Below are 20912 nucleotides of genomic sequence, written 5' to 3' on the forward strand. Positions count from 1 at the left end.
TGCGGTCAAAAGTCCGCGAATTGCGTGCGCCCAGTAATTGATTGTCCGCAGGGCGCCCGATGGTCGATGGAGAGTGAATATGAGGAGCGTCGAAATGACATGCCGGGCATTGTCTTGCCCGGTCGCTTGCGTTTGGAGGAGCGGCGTACCTGTCGAATTGCGCCCCTAGGGCGCTGTTTCTGTGATCTCGTACGTGCAGGTGAATGCAGGGCCGTAGATACGGTAGATGTCTTGAGGGTCAGCTTGATTTTGGACTAAGGCATCGCCAGGTCGGACCACCATCGCCTCTCCCCAGGGGGCCTCGATCGAGAAAGCGCCATCGTCGTTGGTAACGACGACATAGTTCATTGGCTCGCCTGAAGGAAGGTAGCGCTGGTATCCCTCTGCATCGGGAGAGTCCTGCGGGGCCCCGTAGCGAGTAGGGAACTTCTCGGAAGAAACTAGAATCTCAGTCTCGGTGTTCTCCCCGCAGTCACTTCGAACCACCATGTCACCGTCCTCCGCCGCGGAAGAGACAGTCTCAATGCCGTCACCTTCTAGGCGCGACACGACAACCTCACCAACCGTTGCCGGCCGAGCAGTAACCGGGGCAGTCTTCTTAGCGGTCCCTCCTCGTCCCGCAGCCATAGCATCCGCAAAAAAATCGACGCGATCTTTCTTTGGAAGATCCTCGATCTCATTCGCAAGCTCTCCTGCGGCTGATGCCGACGAAGCCGGGGTGAAGGTCGGGGAGGACACTTCTTCCGGAGCGGAAGTAGTGGAACACCCAACGAGGTTCACGGCGAAGGCAACGAGGACAGCTCCGCTAAGGGAGGCACGCATATGCCTGCGATTAATCAACATGTATTTCTAATCCTAAGGGTTTAGATTTGTCGTGAGGGGATAGCGGAGTCCGAGGCCTCGCAATTGTTGTTCGCCTCCACAGTGGGTTCGACGACCTCTGTCTTGGGCTGTGTCGGCGCTTATCCCGACTGCACCGCGAGTCCACCTCCGTGCCCTTCTGGACAGGTACTCATAAACCTACGGACATGCGATGCGGAAACTTGGCGAAGACACATAGTGTTTACCTGGATGCAACGTAGGAGTGGGTGCGGCCTCAGGGGCCGATTCCGTTGCAGGGACCGGGGGTTAGAGGGGTCTCGGTAAACGATCGGTGGCCGGAGGCCTGTGGTTCAGGGGCCTGGTGCCCGCCGGTCAGAGCCCCAGCTCGGGCAACGGGGCTAGGTTCCTAGGCTGGCGGACGGCGGAGTGACGTGAGGTCGGGGCCTTGAGGTGTCGTGCCTCGAGGGACGCCGCCATGAGGCTCCGGCTCCAAAGGGCATGGGTGCGTGCTCCCACTTCGGGCAATTCTGCATAGTCACTTAGGGAAGTTACGGCGGGCACGTTGTGCGAGCAGGCTGAGTGCCGGCGGTTGGCATTGTCCGGGGTGGCTACTGAGGTGTAGGAGAGCTGGCCCGAATGAGAGTCTGTTGCCCGATAGCGATGGGTGCGTCGGTATCACCGTCGACGGCTCGGACCTCGATCTGGCACATAGTGAGCGTGCAACCTGCTCGGACCACAGTGCCGACAGGGCAGAGGTACTCGCCGCGGGCTGGGGCGATGAGGTTGAGCTTGTACCCCACGGTCAACACCTCGGACCCTTCCTCCATGCGGGTAAGAGCTGCATAGCCGTCGGCGCTGACACCGATTGCACTAGTTGCGCCGGCGTGAACGTAACCGTGCTGCTGAGACACTTCCGGCCTTCTTGGAAGGATGACCGACACCATGCCGTCGTCGACGCGATCGAGTGTCGCGCCGAGGTGCGTCAGAAGGCCTTGACGGTCAAAGCTTGCTTTCACTCGGGCGCGGATCGAGGCGATGGCTAAGCCTGGGACGTGCGCCATGAAAACCTCCGTCAGCGGATGATCTTCTCGACAACCAGGATGACTCCGATCACGATCATGGCGATGCCTGACAGGCGGGTCACCACCCGTGCCGCCGCGGGCCGCGACGACAGCACTCGCCGGGCACCGAAGCCGACGACCAGGTAGACCACGGCGCAGTTGGCGACGTGCAGCAGGCCCAGCGTGCCCATCTGCACACCCACAGGCCAGGGGGCGGTGGTGTCGGTGAACTGAGGGAGGAGGGCCAGGAACAGCAGGAACACCTTTGGGTTCAGCCCGCTGATACCGAGGCCCTTGGCCGCCTGCCGCAGCGGGGAGGAGGCGGCCGTTACTGCCTCAGCTCCCGGCACGGTCGCGGGGTGTCGGAGCAGGCCTACTCCGAGCCAAATCAGGTAAAGGGCGCCGAGAACCGTCATCACGGTCAGGACGACAGGAACGCGGCTGACGAGCGCTCCGACTCCCGCCGCGACGATCAGGGTCGCTAGGAGGTGGCCGGCGAGCATGCCGAGGACAGCGGGGACGGGCGATCGGTGCCGGAGGCCGGCCGTGATGGCGTAGGCCCAGTCTGCCCCGGGGGTGATGACGAACAGCACCGACACCGCCCAGAACGCCGCGAGCGAGCCCCACGTCATGTCAGTTCCTTCCGTCGTGTCACGAGTTACCGGAAGACTATGAGGCATTAAGTGGCAGGTGGTTCGAACTTATGGCGGTTTAGACCTCCAGGGTGGGAGGATCGATCCCATGGATGCGATTGACCGGAAGATTCTCTGGGAGCTGCAACGAGACGCCCGTCTTACGGTCACGGCCTTGGCTGACCGTGTTCAGGTCAGCCTCTCGGCCGGGCACCGCCGATTGCGTGAACTTGAGCACTCCGGGGTCATCGTCGACTACAGGGCAAAGATCGACCCCGCCATGGTTGGGCTTGGCTTCCAGGCGGTCTTGTTCGTCACGATGCGTGACGGGGGCAGCCAGGTGCTCGACGAGTTCGAGAGTGCGGTCGCTGCGGTGCCCGATGTCATCGACGCCCAACGCCTTTTCGGGGAGCCGGACTACGTGCTCCGCGTCGTCACCCGCGATCTGACGTCGTATCAGCGGCTTTACGACACGCGCCTATCGGCCCTGCCCGGTGTCCTCCGCCTGAGTAGCACTCTCGTCATGAAGGAAGTCATCCGAGATCGGCCCCTACCTCTCGGATGATGATGCGACAAGGCGGTCTTTCGGTGACCAACGCCTGGGCGGTCATAGCTGACTGAGTCAGGATCGAAGGGGGCTTTTGGGCGTAGGGCAACGACCGAGACCCGGCCGGGCCGGGCCCGGCCGGTGCGAGGCCTCTACAGCCTCGCCCGGGGTGGGGAGTGTTGCTGTTGTCCCAGTTGTGGAGATGCAATGGGTGACGACCCTGCTCGACGGCGTGAGCGTCGGAATGAGGACCTGCTCGGGGGCCGTGTGGTCCAAATGTCGACCTCTCGCCAGGCGCCGTCGAGGAGCGTGTGACCGGCCGTGATTGCCATGTTTGGGCGAAGGCAACGTTGATCGACAGTCGACATGGCCTCGCCCTCTCGTGGCTCTCTGCGACATGAACGAGACAACGCGGTTAAGTGGTCAACCACTCTGGTCCGTTCTAGGATCGAGGAAATGACCGGAGGAACCATGAAGCCCACTGCTGATCTCTACGACGACCGCGGCGAGGACTTTCAGTCGCTGCCCCTGCAGATGTTGAACCTGGGGGGCGTGGCGCACTTCAGTGGCCCGATCCGCACGGTCAAATGCTTCGAGGACAATGCTGTCCTCAAGGCGACCGTCTCCGAGGCGGGCGGTGGCGCCGTTCTCGTCGTCGACGGTGGCGGGTCCGTTCGGCGGGCACTCATGGGGGACATGATCGCCGAGATCGCGGCATCGAACGGCTGGGCGGGAGTCGTCATCCACGGGGCGGTGCGGGACCGAATCGCTCTTGCCGGCATCGAGCTCGGAGTCAAGGCCATCGGGTCCAACCCCAGGAAGAGCACCAAGCTGGGTCACGGTGTCGTCGACGAGATCGTCGAGTTTGGCGGCGTGACATTCCGCCCTGGCGCGACCTTGTTCAGCGACGAGGACGGCATCCTTGTCGAACGCTAAAGCCTCCACGGAGCCGCGACCTCGTGCCGGACGGCCGCCCCGCGCACACGGCAGCACCATTCAAGGCCTCGGTCCGGTTCAGATTGCCAGCCATGAGCCCGCCTCCAACGAAATCGCGCGCGCTCTCCTCGACTACATCCTCTCCGGCCAAGTCGGGCCGGGGGAGAAGCTGCCCTCAGAGCGCCAGCTCAGTGAATCGTTCGGCGTTGGACGATCAGTGATCCGCGAAGCACTTAAGTCCCTGGGACTCCTTGGTCTTGTCGAGTTCCGCCACGGTGGCGGGACGTACTTCCGAGGCGCCGAATCCGACTTGCTGCCCAGGGTCATCGAGTGGGGGCTGCTTCTGGGAGAGCGGCACACCACGGACCTCGTCGAGGCACGCCAGCATCTGGAGAAAATCACCACGACCCTGGCTGCTGCTCGTCGTTCAGACGACGACCTCGCCGCGATCGAGGTCGCTCTCGAGTCGATGCGGGCTGCCCGAACCACCGAGGAGTTCGTCACGGCCGACGTGGCCTTCCATCTCGCCGTCGCCGACGCCTCCGGTAACACGGTTCTGGCGAACATGCTCAAGAGCATCTCGTCGCTTCTTCGCGTGTGGATTCACCGGGTCATGGAGGCCGAGCCCACCTTCGACGTCTCGTTCCACGAGCATGAACCCGTCTTCGACGCGATCAGACGACGAGACCCGGACGCGGCCGGAGGGCACATGGAAAAGCACATGGCCAAGGCCAGCGCCAGACTCATCGCCACTCTGGGCGACTCGACCTCGATCGACGCCAACACGTGACAAGGGCCCCCACGGGGGCCCTTTTTTCGTCTTCCGGAAGCGCCCTGGAAAAGTCCATCCGAACTGGTTGACTGGTCGACCACTTATTGTGTAGCGTCGTCCACGTTCCTCGCGGAGGAACATCTGGCTCCCACTTGGGGAGTACGTCAACGTCGCCGTCTGGGAGAGATCCCTAACCCTTAAGAGGAGCAACGATGCTCGCAATCTTCGGATTCGCAACGCTCGCCACATTTATGGTCGCGGTCATGCGCAAGTACGCGACAGCGTTCGTCGCGATTATCGCAGCCCCGGTCATCTTCGCCGTCATCGCCGGCTTCGGTCCGCAGCTGGGCGACATGGTCCTCTCGGGCCTTGAGACCGTCGCACCGACCGCCGTCCTGCTGCTGTTCGCAATCCTGTACTTCGGGATCATGATGGACGCCAAGCTATTCGACCCGGTCACCAACTTGATCCTGCGAATCTCCAAGGGTGACCCGGTCAAGATCGTCGTCGGCACCGCCGTCCTCGCGCTCCTCGTCGCCCTCGACGGCGACGGCACGACCAGCTACATGATCATCTGCTCGGCGTTCATCCCCATCTACCGCCGCCTGGGCCTAAACCCGCTGATCATCGCCGTCATCGCGACGATGTCCCTCGGACTCATCTCCGGCTCCACCCCCTGGGGCGGCGCCGCCACCCGCGCCATCAGCGTCCTCAACCTCGACGCTGGTGAGTACTTCGTCAGCCTCATCCCGTCCCTGGCCCTAACGTCCCTTTTCATCATCGGCATGGCATTCGTCCTCGGCATCCGGGCACGCCGCACGGTCACGCCGGAATCGATTGCCGAGCTCTCCGCTGAGATCAAGGCCCGCAAGGCTGAGGGCGGCGAGAAGCCGACCTGGCGCACCTTCGTCAACGCCGGCCTGACTGTTCTGCTGCTGGTGCTCCTCGTCGCCGACATCGCGCCCCTGGTTGTGCTGTTCATCGGCGGCTTCGTGATCGCACTGCTGGTCAACTACCCCAAGCTGTCCACCCAGGGCGAGCTCATCCAGCGCCACGCCGCCAGCGCCGTCCCCGTCGTCATGCTCGTCCTCGCTGCTGGCGTCTTCACCGGCATCCTGTCCGAGTCCGGCATGATCGAAGCGATGGCCGACACGCTCCTGAGCGTCGTGCCTGACTCCCTCGGGAATTTGATCCCGCTCTTTACTGCGATCATTGCGATCCCGCTCGGGTTCTTCATGTCCAACGATGCGTTCTTCTTCGGCATCCTCCCTGTCCTGGCAGAGTCCGCTGGGCAGTACGGAGTCCACGCCAACGAGATCGCCCGCGCCGGCGTCGTCGGCCAGATCAGCCACATGATCGGCCCGGCCTCGGCTCCGCTGTGGGTCCTCCTGGGCCTGCTGAAGAAGGAACTCGGCGAGTTCCAGCGCTTCTCCATCCTTTGGGTCGTTGCCGGTTGCTTCGCGTTCCTGGGCTTCCAGCTCCTCACCGGCGCCATCTCCCTCGCTTAGCCTCTCCCCTCCAGACCCCGGTCCGTCAATGAGACCGAGAGAAGAAAGAAGGACACACCATGACCACCGACAAGACCTACCGCCTCGCAGTCCTGAACGGCGACGGAATCGGCCCGGAGATCGTCCCGGCCTCCGTCAAGATCCTCGATGCCGCCGTCGCCGCAGCAGGCGCCCCCGCCATCGCCTGGCAGGAGCTGCCCCTCGGCCGTGCCGCGATCGACACCCACGGCACCGCCGTCCCCGACGAGACCCTCGAGGCGCTCGACAACGTCGACGGCTGGCTCCTCGGCCCCCACGACAGCGCCGCCTACCCCGAACCCCACAAGTCCCTCCTGAACCCTTCAGGGACCATCCGCAAGCACTTCGGCCTTTTCGCCAACATTCGCCCCGCAAAGGCATTCCGCGGAGGCAACGCGATCGTCGAGGGCACGGACCTGGTCATCGTCCGGGAAAACACCGAAGGCTTCTACGCCGACCGCAACACCTTCGCCGGCACCGGCGAAATGATGCCCACCCCTGACGTTGCGATCATGCACGGCATCATCACCCGCGCCGCCACCACACGCATCGCCCACGAAGCCTTCAAGCTCGCCATGACCCGCGACAAGCGCGTCACGATCGTCCACAAGGCCAACGTCCTCAAGATGACCACGGGCCTGTTCCGTGACGTCTGCCGCGACGTCGCCAAGGAGTACCCCGAAGTCAGCGTCAACGACTTCCACATCGACGCCGCCACCGTGCACCTGGTCCGCCGTGCCAACAAGTTCGACGTCATCGTCACCGAGAACATGTTCGGCGACATCCTGTCCGACCTCGCCGGAGAAGTTGCCGGATCGCTCGGTATCGCCCCGTCGATCAACTCCTCCGACACCCACGCCATGGCCCAGGCATCCCACGGCAGTGCCCCGGACATCGCCGGCAAGAACATCGCCAATCCCATCGCAATGATCCTGTCCTCGGCCATGCTCCTCCGCTGGCTCGGTGCCAAGTTCGACGACGCCCAGATTCTGGCTGCCGCCGACAAGGTCGAGGCTGCCGTGGACCTCGCCGTCCTCGAGGGCACCGTCACCCCCGACATGGGCGGCACCACCGGCACGAGCGAATTTGCGGACGCCGTCGTCGCCGCAGTCGCCCGCGTCTAGTTCTCCCTCGGAGCGCGCGATGTACACCGTCTTCGTCACCCTCGACATCAGGACAGGACACGACCAGGAGTTCCTAAAAGCCATCACGGAGAACGCTGCAGACTCACTGCGGCTCGAACCGGGATGTCAGGTGTTCGAGGTCCTTCGCTCCACCGAGACTCCAGGTCGGATACACCTTTACGAGGTCTACGCCGACGAGGAAGCGTTTTTGATCGGGCACAAAAGCTCTGATCACTTCCGCAAGTACACCGCGCGCTCCACCCACCTCATCGTCCCAGGCTCCAAATTCGAGCTACACGCCGTGCCCGCCACGGCAGGAACATCGGAACCAGCCCATGACCACTGACCAGCCCCTGATTGCCCTCATTAGCGCCGTCACCGCAGCGATCCGCCCCGCTGCCACGGCCATGATCGACGCCCTCCCTGAGGCCCGCATCTGGAATATTCTTGATGACCAACTGCTACAGGATGCTGACAACGCTGGAGGGGTCACCCCCGAGCTTGCCGACCGCATGACACGACTGATCGAGCACGCCCGTTGTGAAGGCGTCGACGGAATTCTTTTGACCTGCTCCATGTATGGTCCCGTCGCGGAACGCCTCGCGGCGGAGGCCACCGTGCCCCTTTTCGCCCCGGACCAGGCAGCCTTCGCGGCAGTCTTCACCGGTGAGTACACCAACGTTCTCGTCCTTTCTTCCGGGGCTGGCCCATTGATCGACTCAGTCGATCGCCTTCGCGCAGTGCTTGCTGACGCAGGCTCTGACACGACGGTCAGTGGTGCCGTGGTCCAGGACGCTGCTGCTGCCGCTCGAGCCGGTGACATCGCAGTCCTTGCCGCAGCCCTTCGACAGGCAGTAGAGGGCGCTGAGTCCACACCAGACGCCATCCTCCTAGGGCAATATTCCCTCTCGCCCGCCGCAACCGCGCTCGAGGAGGCCCTGCACATCCCCGTCATCGCCGGACCCCAACGAGCAGCCGCCGCCATGCGTCAGGCGCTTGAGAGTGGTGGCCCCGCATGATCGGCGCCATCGCTGACGACTTCACAGGCGGCACCGACGTCGCCGTGGCGTTCCGTCGCGCCGGCCTCCGCACCGTCATCCTCTTCGGGGGAACTGCCGATGCCCACGAGCTTCCCGACCACGATGCCGTCGTCGTCGCTCTGAAGACCAGGACGATTCCGGTCCAGGACGCCGTCGCCCAGTCGATCGCGGCCGTGGCATGGCTACGCCAACACGGCGCTGACCAAATCTTCTTTAAGTACTGCTCCACCTTCGACTCACGTCCCGATGGCAACATCGGGCCCGTCGCAGATGCCCTCGCGTTGATGCTCGACGCTCCCCGCGCAGTCGTCGTTCCCAGTTCGCCCGAGCACGGGCGCACCCAGTACATGGGACACCTCTTCGTCGGGGACCAGCTGCTGTCGGACTCGCCCATGCGGCACCATCCGCTGACTCCCATGACGGACTCGTTCATCCCCCGCGTCCTCGAACCTCAGACCAGCCGCACCGTCACCCTCGTCGACCACGCGACTGTGTGCGATGGCCGAGGCGCAGTCACACGAGCCCTCGACGCCGCCCAGGCCGATGGTGCCGGCTACATCGTCGTCGACGCCATCACACCGGCCGACCTGGTGGAGATCGGTCATGCATGCCTCGACGACGTCCTCGTCACCGGCGCAGCGGGCCTGGCCGGTGGCCTCGGCGCCGCCCGCGTGGCACGAACCGCCGGCAGCGACAGCGACCTCCGCAGCGTCCAGCAGAGCGACCCGGTCGGGCATGTCCCCGCTGCCGTCCTCGCGGGGAGCTGCTCTGCCCGAACGCTCGAGCAGGTCGCGGACATGCGCCAAACCCACGATGCCTTCCAGCTCGACGCTGTCGCGACACCTGATGCACAGGCCCTGGCCGCGAAAGCCCTGACCTGGTACGACGCCCTCGCGCCAGCGAAGGCACCGCTCATCTACTCGTCGCTGCCGCCGGACGAACTTCGCAGGTCGCAAGAGACCCTCGGCATCGACCGCGCCTCAGAGATCAATGAAACCGCTATGGGCCTCATCGCCCGAGGCCTCATCGACCGGGGTGTGCGGCGAGTCGTCGTCGCTGGGGGCGAGACCTCCGGCGCCGTCGTCACCGCACTCAAGGTCGACGGCGGACTCATCGGCGACGAAGCAGCACCCGGGGTTCCCTGGATCTACACCAACACGCACGAACCAGTGGCGCTGCTGCTGAAGTCGGGTAACTTCGGCGACCGCACCCTCCTTACCCGCTCCGTCGACAACTACGCGCACCAGGAGGCCCACGCATGAGTCGCTCCCTAGAAGAACAGACCGCCCGAGCTGCCCTCGTCACCGCCGCCCGATCGCTCTTCATGAGATCTCTCACCCACGGCAGCACCGGCAACCTCAGCGTCCGAGTCGGCGACCGAATCCTGGTCACTCCCACCGGGAGCAGCCTCGGTACGGTGACAGCCGAGGACATGTCCGTCATCGACGACGAGGGCGCACACGTCGACGGGGCGAAACCTTCTAAGGAAGCGTTCCTCCACGCGGCGGTCTACCGGGCCCGGCCTCAGGCGCAGGCTGTGGTGCACACCCACTCGACCTACTCCGCCGCAGTGTCTTGCCTTGCCGGACTCGACCCGGCCAACGCTTTGCCGCCCCTGACGGCGTACTTCGCCATGCGCATCGGGACGTTGCCGCTCCTGCCCTACCACGCACCCGGCGACGACACTCTCGAAGGCCTGGCTGAAGCAACCGCGCGCGAGAACCTGGCGATGCTCCTCAGTAATCACGGTCCCGTCGTGAGCGGAACGAACCTGGGTGCTGCGATGGATGCCCTAGAAGAACTCGAGGAGACAGCGAAACTGTTCCTTCTGCTCGACGGTCACCCCACTCGTCCCCTCACGCCGGAACAGGCATCAGCGCTACGTCCCCGGTGACACGTTCGGCTAGGGGCCCATGGCAGTGACAGGAGTTCTGACCGGCTTCGCCGTCATCGGCTTCGTCATCGTCGTCGGCTACGTCGTGGCTCGCTTCGGGGTCGTCGGCGAGAACGCACGGCCGGTATATTCGCGGACGGCGTTGATGGTCACGAACCCCGCGCTACTGTTCACCATCCTGTCCGGCTCCGACGTCACTGAGATTTTCACCGGTTCTGTCGCCGTCGCCGCTACCAGCGCCCTCGTCGTAGCTGCACTCTTCGTCGGACTCAGCGTGGTCCTGTTCCGCCGAGACGCGGCGACAATGACAATCGGAGCGATGTCCAGCGGCTACGTCAACGCCAACAACATCGGAATTCCGGTCGCTGTCTACGTCGTTGGCGACTCAGCACTCGTTGCCCCGGTCATCCTGCTGCAACTGGTCGTCCTGACCCCCCTCGTGCTCGTCATCCTTGATGCGGCGTCCGGGCGAGAAGGATCATGGCTGCGTATCCTCATCCGAACCGTCACGAACCCCGTCACTTTGGCCTCCTTGCTCGGTGTGCTCGTCGCCGCCTCCGGAATGACGGTGCCGGACGCCGTCCTCGCACCGCTCACGTTGCTCGGTGGCGCGGCCGTCCCGCTGGTGCTCATGGCGTTCGGCATGTCCCTACACGGCATGCGACCTCTGCAGCCAGGACCGGAACGGGTCGACGTCATCGTGTCTGCCACCCTAAAGTCACTCGTCATGCCCGTAGTCGCGTGGGGCTTGGCTCGCTTCGCTTTCCACCTCGACGACGAAGCCGTGTTCGGGGCCGTGGTCATGGCCGCACTGCCCACGGCGCAGAACGTTTTCCTCTACGCCAGCAGGTATGACCGAGGGGTCATGCTCTCCCGAGACACAATCTTGGTCACATCTGCCGCTTCAGTGCCGGTGTTGGTGGCCGTCTCAGTGCTTCTGCATCCTTAGTGGTTGACTGGTCGACCACTAATTACCCATACTGACTACAGGCCCTGCGCCTCTCAACGACGAGGAGTGACATGCACGACACGATCGACCGTTTAACCGACGGATCTCGACCCTCCGAGAGCTTTGTCTACGTCGGCTCACGGACAAGCCGTCACCGCGAAGGGAAGGGCGCAGGCATTGAGGTGTTCCGTGTCAGCGGTGACCTCGAGGATTGGAGCCGCGTCCAGTCTTTCTCTCTAAGCAACCCGAGCTGGCTCGTTGCGAGTCCAACCGGCTCGGTCATCTACGCCGTCCATGGCGACGGCAACACCGTTCGAGTCCTTCGGCGGGATCGTCGCACGGGTCTCCTCGGCTTTATCGACGAGGTCGACTCCGGTGGCACCAATCCCGTACACGCCGCACTCACCCCGGACGGACGTTTTCTGGTGGTGGCGAACCACAATTCTGGAACGGTGGCTGTGCTCCCCCTCCGCGGGGACGAGACCCTCGGCGACCCTGTCAGCGTCCTCGAGCTGGTCGGTGAGCTCGGTCCGCACCGGAGAGACCAGAACGGCGCCAAGCCTCACCAGGTCGTGTTCGACCCGTCGGGCGCGTTCCTGCTCGTTCCCGACAAGGGAATGGACTCGGTCTTCATCTTGGAGATCGACGACGACGGGACGCTCACAATGGATCCAGGGCGCACGGTGCGCCTGCGTGAGATGTCTGGTCCGCGGCACATCATCTTCAGCCCCAACGGCAGGCACGCCTGGTCTGTCGAAGAGTTCCGCTCAACCGTGACGTCCTACGATTGGGACCCGGAGCGCGGCAGGCTCGCTGTCCGCCAGGTCTTGTCCGCCCTCCCGGAGACGATGACCGGCGACAGCCGAGGCGCCGAGATCGCGTGCCACCCAGATGGACGGCACGTCTACGTCTCCAACCGGGGCGGTCCGGGGGACGCGTCACCCGGCGGTTTCTACCCCGACACGATCGCGACGTTCGACGTCGAGGACGGTCTCCTCCTTCGCCCTCGATGGGTCACGACTGCAGGAATCAGGCCCCGTTTCTTCAAGATCGACCCCAGCGGACGCGCTTTGGTCGTCGCCCACGAACGCGGGCACTCCATCGGTGTCCATCCGCTCACGCCGAGCACAGGCTCTCCTGGCGACCCGGTCACAGCCGCCACGACCGGCAGCCCGGTCGCCCTGCTGTTCATTCCAGTTGGCACGGCGCGACAGCTGATCTGACCTCTCGCGGTCACCGACGATCACGAGTCACCAATTCTGAGAAATGAGGTCCGGCATGGGCATCAGTGTGTGGGCGCTCATCGTCTACCTAGCGGTAATCGTCGTGTGGGCGGTCCTGCTTAAACGAGGCATCGGCGAGGCAATGATCATCGGGTTTATTGCCCTCTGCGGTTTCGGGGGGCCGCGGTTCTTCGAGCTATTCGCGACCGGCCTCGGCGAGGCGTTCGCCCAACCTGTCGTGTTCGCTGCGCTCTCGTTCACGTTCATCGGATTCGTCCTCACGCAGACCGGCATCATCGAGCAGCAAGTGGCGATCTTGAATTCGATGCTCGGTCGGCTCCGAGGAGGAGCGGGGTACGTCTCGACGATCGCCTCCGCGGGATTCGGCGCCCTCACTCACTCCGCGTCGGCCAACGCTGCGACGATCGGTAGCGTGACCATCCCGTGGATGGCCCGGTCGAACTGGAAGAAAGACACTGCAGCGGCCGTCGTCGCAGGCAACAGCGGCAACGGAACCGTCATCCCGCCGAGTGCCGCCTTCCTCATCATCATCGGCCTCGCCACCGTGTCGCCAAATATCGACCAAGACACGACCCTCGTGGCGATGTTCGCCGTGGCCGGCTATTGCATCCTCTGGCGACTCCTCGTGGTCTTCTACTTTGTTCGTCGATACCGCATCGCTCGTGTCGCGGGGGAGGACCTGCTGCCGCTTCGACGCAGCCTGCGCGCAGGCTGGCTATCGCTGGTGGTCTACGTCGGGATTGCAGCCCCGGTCGTCATTACCGTCGGTGTCGGTGGCGAGCTACTGGCTTCTTGGCTCGGTTCCCTCGGTGAGGACGCTGTATCAGCCATCAATATCCTGCTGTGGATTCCCGTCTTGCTCGGTCTGATTGCCATTGTCATCGGGCACAAGAAGCTGCCCAAGACGTTTAGCGACTGGTACTCGTTCATCGCCAGCACGGGACCGCGATACAAAGACATCGGCGCCACGCTCGTTTTTTCGTTCGCCGGGAGTGCCGTGCTACTCGGCCTGGGGCTGAACGAACAGCTGCAGACCGCACTCAATAGCCTCGAGGCGCCCGCGGTCGTAACTGTCTTCCTCGTCGTTCTCATCATCGCCGTCGTCGGGGGTCCCCTGTCGGCCACTGCAACGGCTGCCACCCTCGGAGGCGTCGCCTTCACCGTTCTGACTGCCGCCGGCATCGACCCGACCCTGGCTGTATGTGCTGTCCTCGTCGCCATCTCTACCGAAGGAGCGTCTCCTCCCGGCGGCCCGTCAATCTTCATCGCGGCCGGCATCGCCGAGGTCAACCCGGCCAAGACGTTCGCGCCCCTGGTGATCTGGTATGTCGTCCCCTTCCTCGTGATCGCGGTCGTGGTCGCCTTCGGCCTGATCCCCATTCCCCACTGAGCGAGAGAACTTGATCATGACCACAAATTCACCTGACTCCCCGACGCGGTTCGGTCCCGCACGCACGCGGCTCGTTGGCATTGTGACTGCTTTGTTTGTGACCGGACTCGTCGCGATGCTTCTGTTGGGCGCGGTCATCGTGTTCTTGCAAATCGCAGGCCTCATCGTCAATGACGCCCAGTTCGTCATCGACGCCGAGCGCGTCCTCGGGCCAGCAACTTACGCCGTCGCCGCGGCATTCGGCATCACCACGCTCGCCTTGGCACTGGCCCAGGGCTGGAAATCGCACGACTGAGCACGAAGGCCTCAAAAAGATGAATCCTGAGAACTACACCCACCCCGACCGCAACCTGGGCATGGAGCTGGTGAGGGCGACCGAGGCCGCGGCGATCCGCAGCGCCCCGTTCATCGGCAAGGGCGACAAGAACGCTGCCGACGGCGCCGCGGTCGACGCCATGCGCAAGTTCCTCGGCACCGTCGCCTTCGACGGCGTGGTCGTGATCGGCGAGGGCGAGAAGGACGAAGCCCCGATGCTCTTTAACGGCGAGCACGTCGGCAACGGCTTCGGCCCGGCCTGCGACATCGCCGTCGACCCGATCGACGGCACCAGCCTCACCGCGGCGGGACGCATGAACGCCCTCTCGGTCATCGCCGTCAGCGACCGGGGCAGTATGTTCGACCCCAGCGCCGTGTTTTACATGGACAAGATCGTCACCGGCCCCGAGGGCCGCGGCATCATCGACCTCGACCGTCCGATCGGCGAGAACATCACCGCCCTGGCGGCGGCCAAGGGCATCGCCGTCGAGGACATGCAGATCGCCGTCCTCGACCGTCCCCGTCACGCGGACCTGATCGCCGAGATCCGTGCCGTGGGCGCCTCGACCCGGCTGCTGCTCGACGGTGACGTCGCCGGCGGCATCAACGCAGCCCGTCCCGACTCGCGCATCGACATGTGCGTCGGTGTCGGAGGCACCCCCGAGGGCATCATCACGGCCTGCGCGGTGAAGGCCCTGGACGGCCTGATCCTCGCCCGTCTCGCTCCGAAGGACGACGCCGAGCGCCAGAAGGCGATCGACGCCGGTCACGACCTCGACCGCGTGCTCGACCAGGACGACCTCGTCACGGGCGACAACGCGTACTTCGTCGCCACCGGCGTCACCGACGGCGCCCTCGTCGCGGGCGTCACGCGCAAGCAGGGCATGATCCGCACGTCGAGCATCGTGTTGCGCTCGCACTCGGGCACCATCCGTCGCGTCGAAGCCGACCACCTCGTCTCGAAGTGGTACGGCGAATCAGTCTGACTCACTAGAGGACGACGGACCAGGGAGCTTGGCTCGCCCGGCCAGCCGCGAAACTGACCCGCGCTTCGCAGACCACGACAATGAGCCATGGCTAAAAAGGAAAACAGAGCCCTCCCCGTAGAGCGTCAGGAACACATCACCTCGAGGCTACGCGACCATGCCTCAGTTGCTTTTCGAGAGCTAGCGGACGAACTTTCTGTCTCCATCATGACCATCCGACGGGACGCTGCGACGCTCGAGCGCAAGGGTGTTTTGACCCTCACGGCGGGCGGGGTGGCGCGTCGACAGAGGCTCGCCGTGGCAAGGCCTACACCTCCACACGATGGTGTCGGGGTTGCCTCGGCAACGCTGAGGGCGCTGCGCCAAGGGGCCCTGATCTATCTCGATAGTGGTGCCCAAGCAGTGAGCTTCATGCAGATCACCGCCAGTCGGACCGACCTCTCTGTCGTGACTCCAAGTCTTGACGCCGCAGAGGTTTTGCAGCACCACACGTGCGAAGTGATCATCACCGGCGGGCGGCTCGACAGGAGAACGAAAAAGTTCGGGGGACCTGTGGCGACGGCAGTCGTTGCTCAGCTCGCGATTGACTTCGCCATCCTGACTGATCCGTCGGCGACGGAGGGAGACGCTGGACACGAGCTAGGCGGTGTGATCAACAATGCAGCCGCGGAGGTCCTGATCGTGGGACCTCCTAGCCATGGGCGGCCGTAGGCGAGGGGTACTACGCGCGGAAATGCGCAGCTCAGCGACGATGAGCGCACCCACCAAAGCACATAGTCGCCGAGACCCGGGCGTCGACCGCATTTGAGGGCGGTCGAGCCTTGGACCGCACCCATGCGGCGCAGAACCAGCGGGTCCGCCGCGAGCTGAACCGCGACGAGTTGTGGCGGAGATCCGCCGTGCCCACCCAGCGACCGTTGACTGTGAAGGCCACAGGCCACCTCCTCAAGCTGTCGTGAGTGTCGAATGAAGGTCCCCTCATCGAGACGCGTTCCGGACGCATCTATCGAGACGATCAAATGGCTGCGTCGGCGGGGAAGTGCTCGGCGGCGACGACTGTCCGGTGTCCGATCGTCTAACGAGACACCAATGAGCGCGCGTGCGGGCTCGGATTGTGGACCGCTCGAAAGCTGGCAGCCCCGGAAGCGACGTCAATTGCCCCCGTTGCTGCGATGAGGGCGCCTATGCCCGTGTGAAGCGATTCCATGTCACACGTTCCGAACAGGGTCGCTTTTGAAACGCGCAAGTTCGGCTAGCCACGGTTGAACCGTCTCTGCGGTCGGCTCTTGCTCGTAAGTCGCGAGACGATCCTGCGTCTGGGCCACCCAAGCGTTGAATCGCTGCACGATCGTGGCGCGCATGCGGGTATCCGCAGCGGTTCCCTTGCCCTGCTGCTCGTGGTTCCAGTTGACCTTGCCTGCCGCGTAGAGCACGCCGGCCTTGTAGTGCTCAGCGTCCAACCATTCCGCTAGCCACGGCTCCGAGGACGTGTCGAGAGAGCGGGCCGCGGTGGCGAGGCTTCCGATCTGGGTAACCACGGCGTCGCCGGCAGGGAAGTCATTCTCCGCAAGGGTGAGCCCGGAGAGGAACCTGCGGATAGTGCTGAGGTCGGGTGAAGTCATGGGGTTACCTGTCTGTCGGTGGGTAGTGGTCGGACAATACAGGTCACAAGCGACATTTCCTCGGGTCAGCCACCAAACCCAGCTCGATGCTTCCCCAGCCATGCCTACTAGTTGAGACGCCGGGATCGGCCTAGCTCCAGGGGGTGATCGAGGCCGGCGGCCGTCTGGTGATAGATCGATCAATGAGACGGGATATTTTGCGGCCGTGCCGGGTGCGCTGGCGTAGCTCGGCCCATACCGTAAGAGCGTGATGGTCATCTTTCTTGACGCCAATGTCCTCGTGGACGATCCCCAGTTGTCTAACCCGATCTGGGCCCGAATGCAGACGGCTATCTCCGCGCGCAGGCTGCGAGTGGTTGTGCCGCGCCTAGCCGTTGAGGAGGCAGAAGGTGCGTACAGGCGCAACAGGCACTCCGTCGCCTCGAACATTTTGCGGCAAGGGGGCACAGTCCCAGAGGTTCGGGAAGAAGTGCGGGCTTTGGCGGAAGCCATACGAGCCAGCGGCGACGCGTACGCATTGGCTCCGCAGCTCGAAGCCGGCGGCGTGATCATCAAGCCCACCCCCGACGTATCTCATGACGTCGTTTCAAGGCGAGCGATCGCGCGCCTGAGGCCCTTCAACGAGCACGGGAACGGTTATAGAGACACCCTTCACTGGTTGTCGTTTCTTGACGAGCTCGTTGAAGGGCCAGCGCACACATACACATTTGTGACGAATGACGGCGCATTCTTCGTCGGCGCCAAAGGGGAGCAGAAGGAGGAACCACACAGCGCGCTCGTTGCGGAAGTAAGCCAGCGCCTCGGGTTGACCGGCGATGAGGCACCAAACTTTCAACTGCGGAGACAGATCAACGGCTTGACTGTGCCAGGCCAATACGTCGGAGAGCCGTTCTCTCCTGGCTACGGCGATGATTTTGCTCTCCTGGTTCTACAGCGAGAGCTAAGCCTTGGTGGGGCACTGGGGCTTCCAGTCTCCGCATTCGGTTGGTTGAGCTATGACTGGATGGAACCAAGCTCGGTCACGAATGCACAGCTTCTCCGGGCCACCGCGCAGCGCCTCGATGGGTCAACTGACATCGAAGTCGAGTTCGAAGTACGCGGTGACGTGACATTCGACATGACCACCATCGTTCCCAACGACGGCAACGACTTTCCCGACCTGAGGAGTTCGCAGGAGAGGAAAGGCGTTCGGCTTACGGGCCGAGCTCTGGTGCCGACGGCTGGTGCGCAGCACCTCACACTCGCCGACGCCGAGGCGCGGCCCGAAGACCTCTTTCACACCGTGGTGTCGCGAATCTTGAACCGAGAGTCTGATCCGATTCGCCACCTGCGAACCTCAACCGCTCGTAACGCCCTGTTTCACCAAATTCTTAAAGACGTACGCGGCGGGACCGCGGGGGATTTCTTCCTCCGGTACATCCAAGCGAACACAGGTCTGCTTGCAGAAGCGATGGAGGACGTGGACTCCGAGACGCGCCTAAAAGCTCTTAGTGACGCTGGTGTCCTCAATCTTGACGAACTTGGGTGGGACAGCTTCACTGGCCGCGCCACTGAGTAGTAGCCCGCCCGCCCTAATATCCGAGCTATGCACAATGTTTTGGTTCACGGAGAAACCCGGACGGGACTCTTGGGTGACAGACAGAACCCAGGCGCAGTTGGAGCGTCCTTGACGCTTGAAGACCGCGGTCCCATCGTGTCAGTTGCACACGATGGGACATCCGCCTCCTCGGCTCTCGTGAATCGCTGGCTGAGCGCAAGTGGCGGCTATACCGATCTCCTATTCCAAGACGACCGCGGCCCCGTGATGCTCCTCAACGTGAGGTGGGTGGGGCAGTCAGGCTCAGGCCCGCTCGTGACCCGAGGCGTGGCGGCTTCGGCCATCTGCCAGGCCCCCAAAACCTCAGGGCGACCTGTGGGTACTCGAGACGGGGACGAAGAGGAGCAGGACCGAGAGGAACACACCGTCGAACGTCTCGCGTCGTCTCTTGACGGTCTTCTTCGTTTCATCGGCGCACCTCATATCGACGTCGACGACAGCCGCCCGGATCAGATCACAATCCATCGGGGACACCATGAGCCCTTGTCGTGGACGGTCGCATTCGACGACCTCGAAGCAGACCTTAGCTTTGAGCTTCGCCGTACGACCCCGTGGCACGCATCGTATGGGCAAGCCTCAGTCGAACAGCGGGCCGAGATGATCGTCGGGTATGCCCTCAGCGAGGGGGAGCCTGACGCGCTTTTCATCTACGCGCAGCCTCTCCGAGCGCTGCTGGTGCTCGTTTACGGCAAGGACGCCAAGTGGCGCACGCATCAGGTCAACGGGCCGAACTACGTGAAGTGGGTGCAGCGAGGGGACCTTGCAAAGCGCTGGCGGGAACCGGTCCAGCAATGGGAACCGGCCTACCTAGAAGTGACCGCGCGGTCATCCACAGTCCTACCGCAGGACTTAGGTGTGCCAATGCTAGGCGCGTCTGATTTCGGTGAAGAAGGGCTACAAAAGTGGTTCGACAGATGGACCGCCGACGAGGACTTCCGCACACCCATGCAACCGGCCATCGAGGCACTTGCAGGCATGACCCGGTTCCTGGAACCGCGTCTGCTCTCATACGTCTCAGCGCTGGAAGGCCTTGGGGGATGGGTTCAGGCCACGCCCCGCCAGTACATGGGTACCGAAAAAGCTGTGCAGGCATGCCTCGACGCTGTTGATGCCGATTGGAGCAATTTCGCCGACACCACGCTCATTGCTGGCTACCTAGCGACCATCTACAACGACTTGAAACACCCGCAGCGGGGCCGTAGGCCAGACCACCGGAACCTCAGGCTGGCTACGCGCCTCGCCAAGACTCTTGTTCAGCTAGTAGCCCTCTGGGGCATTCCCGTCAACGCCGATGCTCACCACCACTTTCGAGCCGGGCTGGTCGATGAGCTGGAAAGCGAACTCGGTCAGTGGGAACTTAGAGCATTCACCGTGCCGAACCCTGACCCCAACAAGACCGGCGAAAAGGGGCGCAGAGGGGTTGAGCTCGTGCTCTCGGATGCCAGCAGGGACGCCATTCTGGCTCAAATCATCAAGTCCGCTGAATAGCCAAGACTCAGCACCCGTAGGTGCAGGCTTGCGTGGTGTCAATAGCCTCGCATACCCCCAGTGCGGGGGTAATGCTGCCATTTCAACACTCGATATGTTGCACACGCTGCCCGCATGGCGTATACTGATATTTGCAGTTGTGAAAAAACCCCCTGAACTCATGAGGTAGGACTCATGAAGGGGGCTCATTCACTTCTGCGATACGCAAATATGCAGAAAGGAAGCTGATGCTTCGAATCACTAGAAAGACTACACGGCGTAGTCGAAAAACGCGATTTACTATTTCGGATGGGCTCATCGTGGCTGTACTTATCTGGTTCAGTACCGGAGTGGCACAGACAGACGATGCCCCAACACCAACAGAGCACGCACCCGCAGCGGTCGTAGTTCAAGAGGCTACGGAATAGGACGTTGTCTCAGCGGGGCACGCAAGCAATCAGCTCGCGTGACCCCGCGAGGCGTCGTCCCGGTTGCTGTCGGAGGCTGCTTCCACGCTGCGGTCATGGGAGTCCAAGGGTCCGGTGAAGCTGCGGCAAAGATCTTGCGACGCCCGATGCCGGAGCATCCGCTCGCCGTTCCGCCCGTAGCCGGCGCTAGCGGGGTCTGGCAGGTTCGCCGTGCACGCGAAGCTCCTATCGGCTACATCCTCGCTCAAAGCGAGAACGGCTCACAGGCGTACCACTGCTACGCGCACGGCCGTGACAATGCTGGCGGCCGACCCTGGCTTGCCCGACACCGCTCTCTCAACAGTGCCGTGGCCTGGCTAGTGCAAAGAGAAGGCGAAATGGCGGCCCTAAGCGCTTCGCTACGGCCTGAACCTGACGCATGGCCCCGATAAGGAACCAGTTCGCCTCCCGCGCAAAAGGCTTGGCCCGGGGAGTGGCCGGCGTGATCCCGCCGCACACTGGCGGGCACCCAGGGGCGCCCGCGTAGCGTTCACTCGGTCGGCTTCCCCCCAAGCCGGCGA

At 63.5% G+C, this 20912-nt stretch carries 21 protein-coding genes; 17 read left to right on the plus strand and 4 right to left on the minus strand.

The window, feature by feature from the left end; translation table 11 throughout:
• Nucleotides 1–165 precede the first annotated feature (165 nt).
• From AEQ27_RS17255 to AEQ27_RS09660, 3 genes are all read right to left on the minus strand, one after another.
• Entirely contained in the window at nucleotides 166–738 is a 573-nt protein-coding gene (locus AEQ27_RS17255) for a hypothetical protein (protein ID WP_152970289.1), read from the minus strand.
• A 692-nt stretch (nucleotides 739–1430) separates the two neighbouring features.
• Nucleotides 1431–1883, minus strand: a complete 453-nt coding sequence (locus tag AEQ27_RS09655) for a PaaI family thioesterase (RefSeq protein ID WP_054146449.1) — start codon at nucleotides 1881–1883, stop codon at nucleotides 1431–1433.
• Nucleotides 1884–1894: 11 nt separating this feature from the next.
• Nucleotides 1895–2515 (minus strand): LysE family translocator, encoded by a 621-nt coding sequence (locus tag AEQ27_RS09660; protein WP_054146450.1) that lies wholly within the window; start codon nucleotides 2513–2515, stop codon nucleotides 1895–1897.
• A gap of 109 nt (nucleotides 2516–2624) precedes the next feature.
• Here AEQ27_RS09660 and AEQ27_RS09665 point away from each other — a divergent pair, with 109 nt between their 5' ends.
• From AEQ27_RS09665 to AEQ27_RS16605, 15 genes are all read left to right on the plus strand, one after another.
• Nucleotides 2625–3080 carry an Lrp/AsnC family transcriptional regulator gene (locus AEQ27_RS09665; RefSeq protein ID WP_054146451.1) on the plus strand — a complete coding sequence of 152 codons (456 nt, stop codon included), beginning with the start codon at nucleotides 2625–2627 and terminating at the stop codon, nucleotides 3078–3080.
• Nucleotides 3081–3518: 438 nt separating this feature from the next.
• Nucleotides 3519–3998 carry a ribonuclease E activity regulator RraA gene (rraA, locus tag AEQ27_RS09670; RefSeq protein ID WP_054146452.1) on the plus strand — a complete coding sequence of 160 codons (480 nt, stop codon included), beginning with the start codon at nucleotides 3519–3521 and terminating at the stop codon, nucleotides 3996–3998.
• The gene (locus AEQ27_RS09675; protein WP_152970290.1) at nucleotides 3985–4788 is read left to right on the plus strand and encodes a FadR/GntR family transcriptional regulator; all 804 of its coding nucleotides are present in this window, start codon (nucleotides 3985–3987) and stop codon (nucleotides 4786–4788) included. Before rraA ends, AEQ27_RS09675 begins: the two co-directional genes overlap by 14 nt.
• A gap of 194 nt (nucleotides 4789–4982) precedes the next feature.
• A complete protein-coding gene (locus AEQ27_RS09680) occupies nucleotides 4983–6278 on the plus strand; it encodes a CitMHS family transporter (RefSeq protein WP_054146453.1) in 1296 nt (431 codons plus the stop codon).
• A gap of 59 nt (nucleotides 6279–6337) precedes the next feature.
• A complete protein-coding gene (locus AEQ27_RS09685; protein WP_054146454.1) occupies nucleotides 6338–7420 on the plus strand; it encodes an isocitrate/isopropylmalate dehydrogenase family protein in 1083 nt (360 codons plus the stop codon).
• 19 nt (nucleotides 7421–7439) lie between these two features.
• Nucleotides 7440–7766 (plus strand): putative quinol monooxygenase, encoded by a 327-nt coding sequence (locus AEQ27_RS09690; protein WP_054146455.1) that lies wholly within the window; start codon nucleotides 7440–7442, stop codon nucleotides 7764–7766.
• Nucleotides 7756–8439 (plus strand): aspartate/glutamate racemase family protein, encoded by a 684-nt coding sequence (locus AEQ27_RS09695; RefSeq protein ID WP_054146456.1) that lies wholly within the window; start codon nucleotides 7756–7758, stop codon nucleotides 8437–8439. The genes AEQ27_RS09690 and AEQ27_RS09695 overlap by 11 nt, the downstream gene beginning before the upstream one ends.
• Complete coding sequence (gene otnK, locus AEQ27_RS09700) at nucleotides 8436–9722, plus strand: 3-oxo-tetronate kinase (RefSeq protein ID WP_054146457.1); 1287 nt, start codon at nucleotides 8436–8438, stop codon at nucleotides 9720–9722. The genes AEQ27_RS09695 and otnK overlap by 4 nt, the downstream gene beginning before the upstream one ends.
• Complete coding sequence (otnC, locus tag AEQ27_RS09705; RefSeq protein ID WP_054146458.1) at nucleotides 9719–10354, plus strand: 3-oxo-tetronate 4-phosphate decarboxylase; 636 nt, start codon at nucleotides 9719–9721, stop codon at nucleotides 10352–10354. The genes otnK and otnC overlap by 4 nt, the downstream gene beginning before the upstream one ends.
• A gap of 19 nt (nucleotides 10355–10373) precedes the next feature.
• Nucleotides 10374–11303: an AEC family transporter gene (locus tag AEQ27_RS09710; RefSeq protein WP_369813622.1), complete on the plus strand. Its 930-nt coding sequence runs from the start codon at nucleotides 10374–10376 to the stop codon at nucleotides 11301–11303.
• A 71-nt stretch (nucleotides 11304–11374) separates the two neighbouring features.
• The gene (locus AEQ27_RS09715; RefSeq protein ID WP_082383409.1) at nucleotides 11375–12526 is read left to right on the plus strand and encodes a lactonase family protein; all 1152 of its coding nucleotides are present in this window, start codon (nucleotides 11375–11377) and stop codon (nucleotides 12524–12526) included.
• 55 nt (nucleotides 12527–12581) lie between these two features.
• Complete coding sequence (locus AEQ27_RS09720; protein ID WP_161805524.1) at nucleotides 12582–13937, plus strand: TRAP transporter large permease subunit; 1356 nt, start codon at nucleotides 12582–12584, stop codon at nucleotides 13935–13937.
• 16 nt (nucleotides 13938–13953) lie between these two features.
• Nucleotides 13954–14232, plus strand: a complete 279-nt coding sequence (locus AEQ27_RS17260; RefSeq protein ID WP_152970291.1) for a hypothetical protein — start codon at nucleotides 13954–13956, stop codon at nucleotides 14230–14232.
• A 19-nt stretch (nucleotides 14233–14251) separates the two neighbouring features.
• On the plus strand, nucleotides 14252–15238 hold the full coding sequence (gene glpX, locus AEQ27_RS09730; RefSeq protein WP_054146462.1) for a class II fructose-bisphosphatase: 987 nt from the start codon (nucleotides 14252–14254) through the stop codon (nucleotides 15236–15238).
• A gap of 87 nt (nucleotides 15239–15325) precedes the next feature.
• Complete coding sequence (locus AEQ27_RS16605) at nucleotides 15326–15949, plus strand: DeoR family transcriptional regulator (RefSeq protein WP_082383410.1); 624 nt, start codon at nucleotides 15326–15328, stop codon at nucleotides 15947–15949.
• Nucleotides 15950–16446: 497 nt separating this feature from the next.
• Here the strand turns inward: AEQ27_RS16605 and AEQ27_RS09740 are convergent, their stop codons facing one another.
• Entirely contained in the window at nucleotides 16447–16860 is a 414-nt protein-coding gene (locus AEQ27_RS09740; RefSeq protein ID WP_054146464.1) for a hypothetical protein, read from the minus strand.
• A gap of 250 nt (nucleotides 16861–17110) precedes the next feature.
• On the opposite strand from AEQ27_RS09740, the gene AEQ27_RS09745 reads away from it, so the two are divergent.
• Together AEQ27_RS09745 and AEQ27_RS17265 are read left to right on the plus strand one after the other, a co-directional pair.
• Nucleotides 17111–18418, plus strand: a complete 1308-nt coding sequence (locus AEQ27_RS09745) for a PIN domain-containing protein (RefSeq protein WP_054146465.1) — start codon at nucleotides 17111–17113, stop codon at nucleotides 18416–18418.
• A 243-nt stretch (nucleotides 18419–18661) separates the two neighbouring features.
• Entirely contained in the window at nucleotides 18662–19945 is a 1284-nt protein-coding gene (locus AEQ27_RS17265; RefSeq protein WP_161805525.1) for a hypothetical protein, read from the plus strand.
• The last annotated feature ends 967 nt before the right edge of the window (nucleotides 19946–20912 follow it).

The sequence above is a fragment of the Frigoribacterium sp. RIT-PI-h genome, from assembly GCF_001297205.1.
Lineage (GTDB): Bacteria > Actinomycetota > Actinomycetes > Actinomycetales > Microbacteriaceae > Frigoribacterium.

Excerpts from the sequence above, each read along its gene's own strand:
- AEQ27_RS09710 (WP_369813622.1), top strand. The coding sequence starts at position 10,374 with ATGGCAGTGACAGGAGTTCTGACCGGCTTCGCCGTCATCGGCTTCGTC.
- glpX (WP_054146462.1), top strand. The coding sequence starts at position 14,252 with ATGAATCCTGAGAACTACACCCACCCCGACCGCAACCTGGGCATGGAG.
- AEQ27_RS09690 (WP_054146455.1), top strand. The coding sequence starts at position 7,440 with ATGTACACCGTCTTCGTCACCCTCGACATCAGGACAGGACACGACCAG.
- AEQ27_RS16605 (WP_082383410.1), top strand. The coding sequence starts at position 15,326 with ATGGCTAAAAAGGAAAACAGAGCCCTCCCCGTAGAGCGTCAGGAACAC.
- AEQ27_RS09740 (WP_054146464.1), bottom strand. The coding sequence starts at position 16,860 with ATGACTTCACCCGACCTCAGCACTATCCGCAGGTTCCTCTCCGGGCTC.
- AEQ27_RS09720 (WP_161805524.1), top strand. The coding sequence starts at position 12,582 with ATGGGCATCAGTGTGTGGGCGCTCATCGTCTACCTAGCGGTAATCGTC.
- AEQ27_RS09665 (WP_054146451.1), top strand. The coding sequence starts at position 2,625 with ATGGATGCGATTGACCGGAAGATTCTCTGGGAGCTGCAACGAGACGCC.
- otnK (WP_054146457.1), top strand. The coding sequence starts at position 8,436 with ATGATCGGCGCCATCGCTGACGACTTCACAGGCGGCACCGACGTCGCC.
- AEQ27_RS09695 (WP_054146456.1), top strand. The coding sequence starts at position 7,756 with ATGACCACTGACCAGCCCCTGATTGCCCTCATTAGCGCCGTCACCGCA.
- AEQ27_RS09680 (WP_054146453.1), top strand. The coding sequence starts at position 4,983 with ATGCTCGCAATCTTCGGATTCGCAACGCTCGCCACATTTATGGTCGCG.
- AEQ27_RS09655 (WP_054146449.1), bottom strand. The coding sequence starts at position 1,883 with ATGGCGCACGTCCCAGGCTTAGCCATCGCCTCGATCCGCGCCCGAGTG.
- rraA (WP_054146452.1), top strand. The coding sequence starts at position 3,519 with ATGACCGGAGGAACCATGAAGCCCACTGCTGATCTCTACGACGACCGC.
- AEQ27_RS09745 (WP_054146465.1), top strand. The coding sequence starts at position 17,111 with ATGGTCATCTTTCTTGACGCCAATGTCCTCGTGGACGATCCCCAGTTG.
- AEQ27_RS17260 (WP_152970291.1), top strand. The coding sequence starts at position 13,954 with ATGACCACAAATTCACCTGACTCCCCGACGCGGTTCGGTCCCGCACGC.
- AEQ27_RS09715 (WP_082383409.1), top strand. The coding sequence starts at position 11,375 with ATGCACGACACGATCGACCGTTTAACCGACGGATCTCGACCCTCCGAG.
- AEQ27_RS09685 (WP_054146454.1), top strand. The coding sequence starts at position 6,338 with ATGACCACCGACAAGACCTACCGCCTCGCAGTCCTGAACGGCGACGGA.
- otnC (WP_054146458.1), top strand. The coding sequence starts at position 9,719 with ATGAGTCGCTCCCTAGAAGAACAGACCGCCCGAGCTGCCCTCGTCACC.
- AEQ27_RS09660 (WP_054146450.1), bottom strand. The coding sequence starts at position 2,515 with ATGACGTGGGGCTCGCTCGCGGCGTTCTGGGCGGTGTCGGTGCTGTTC.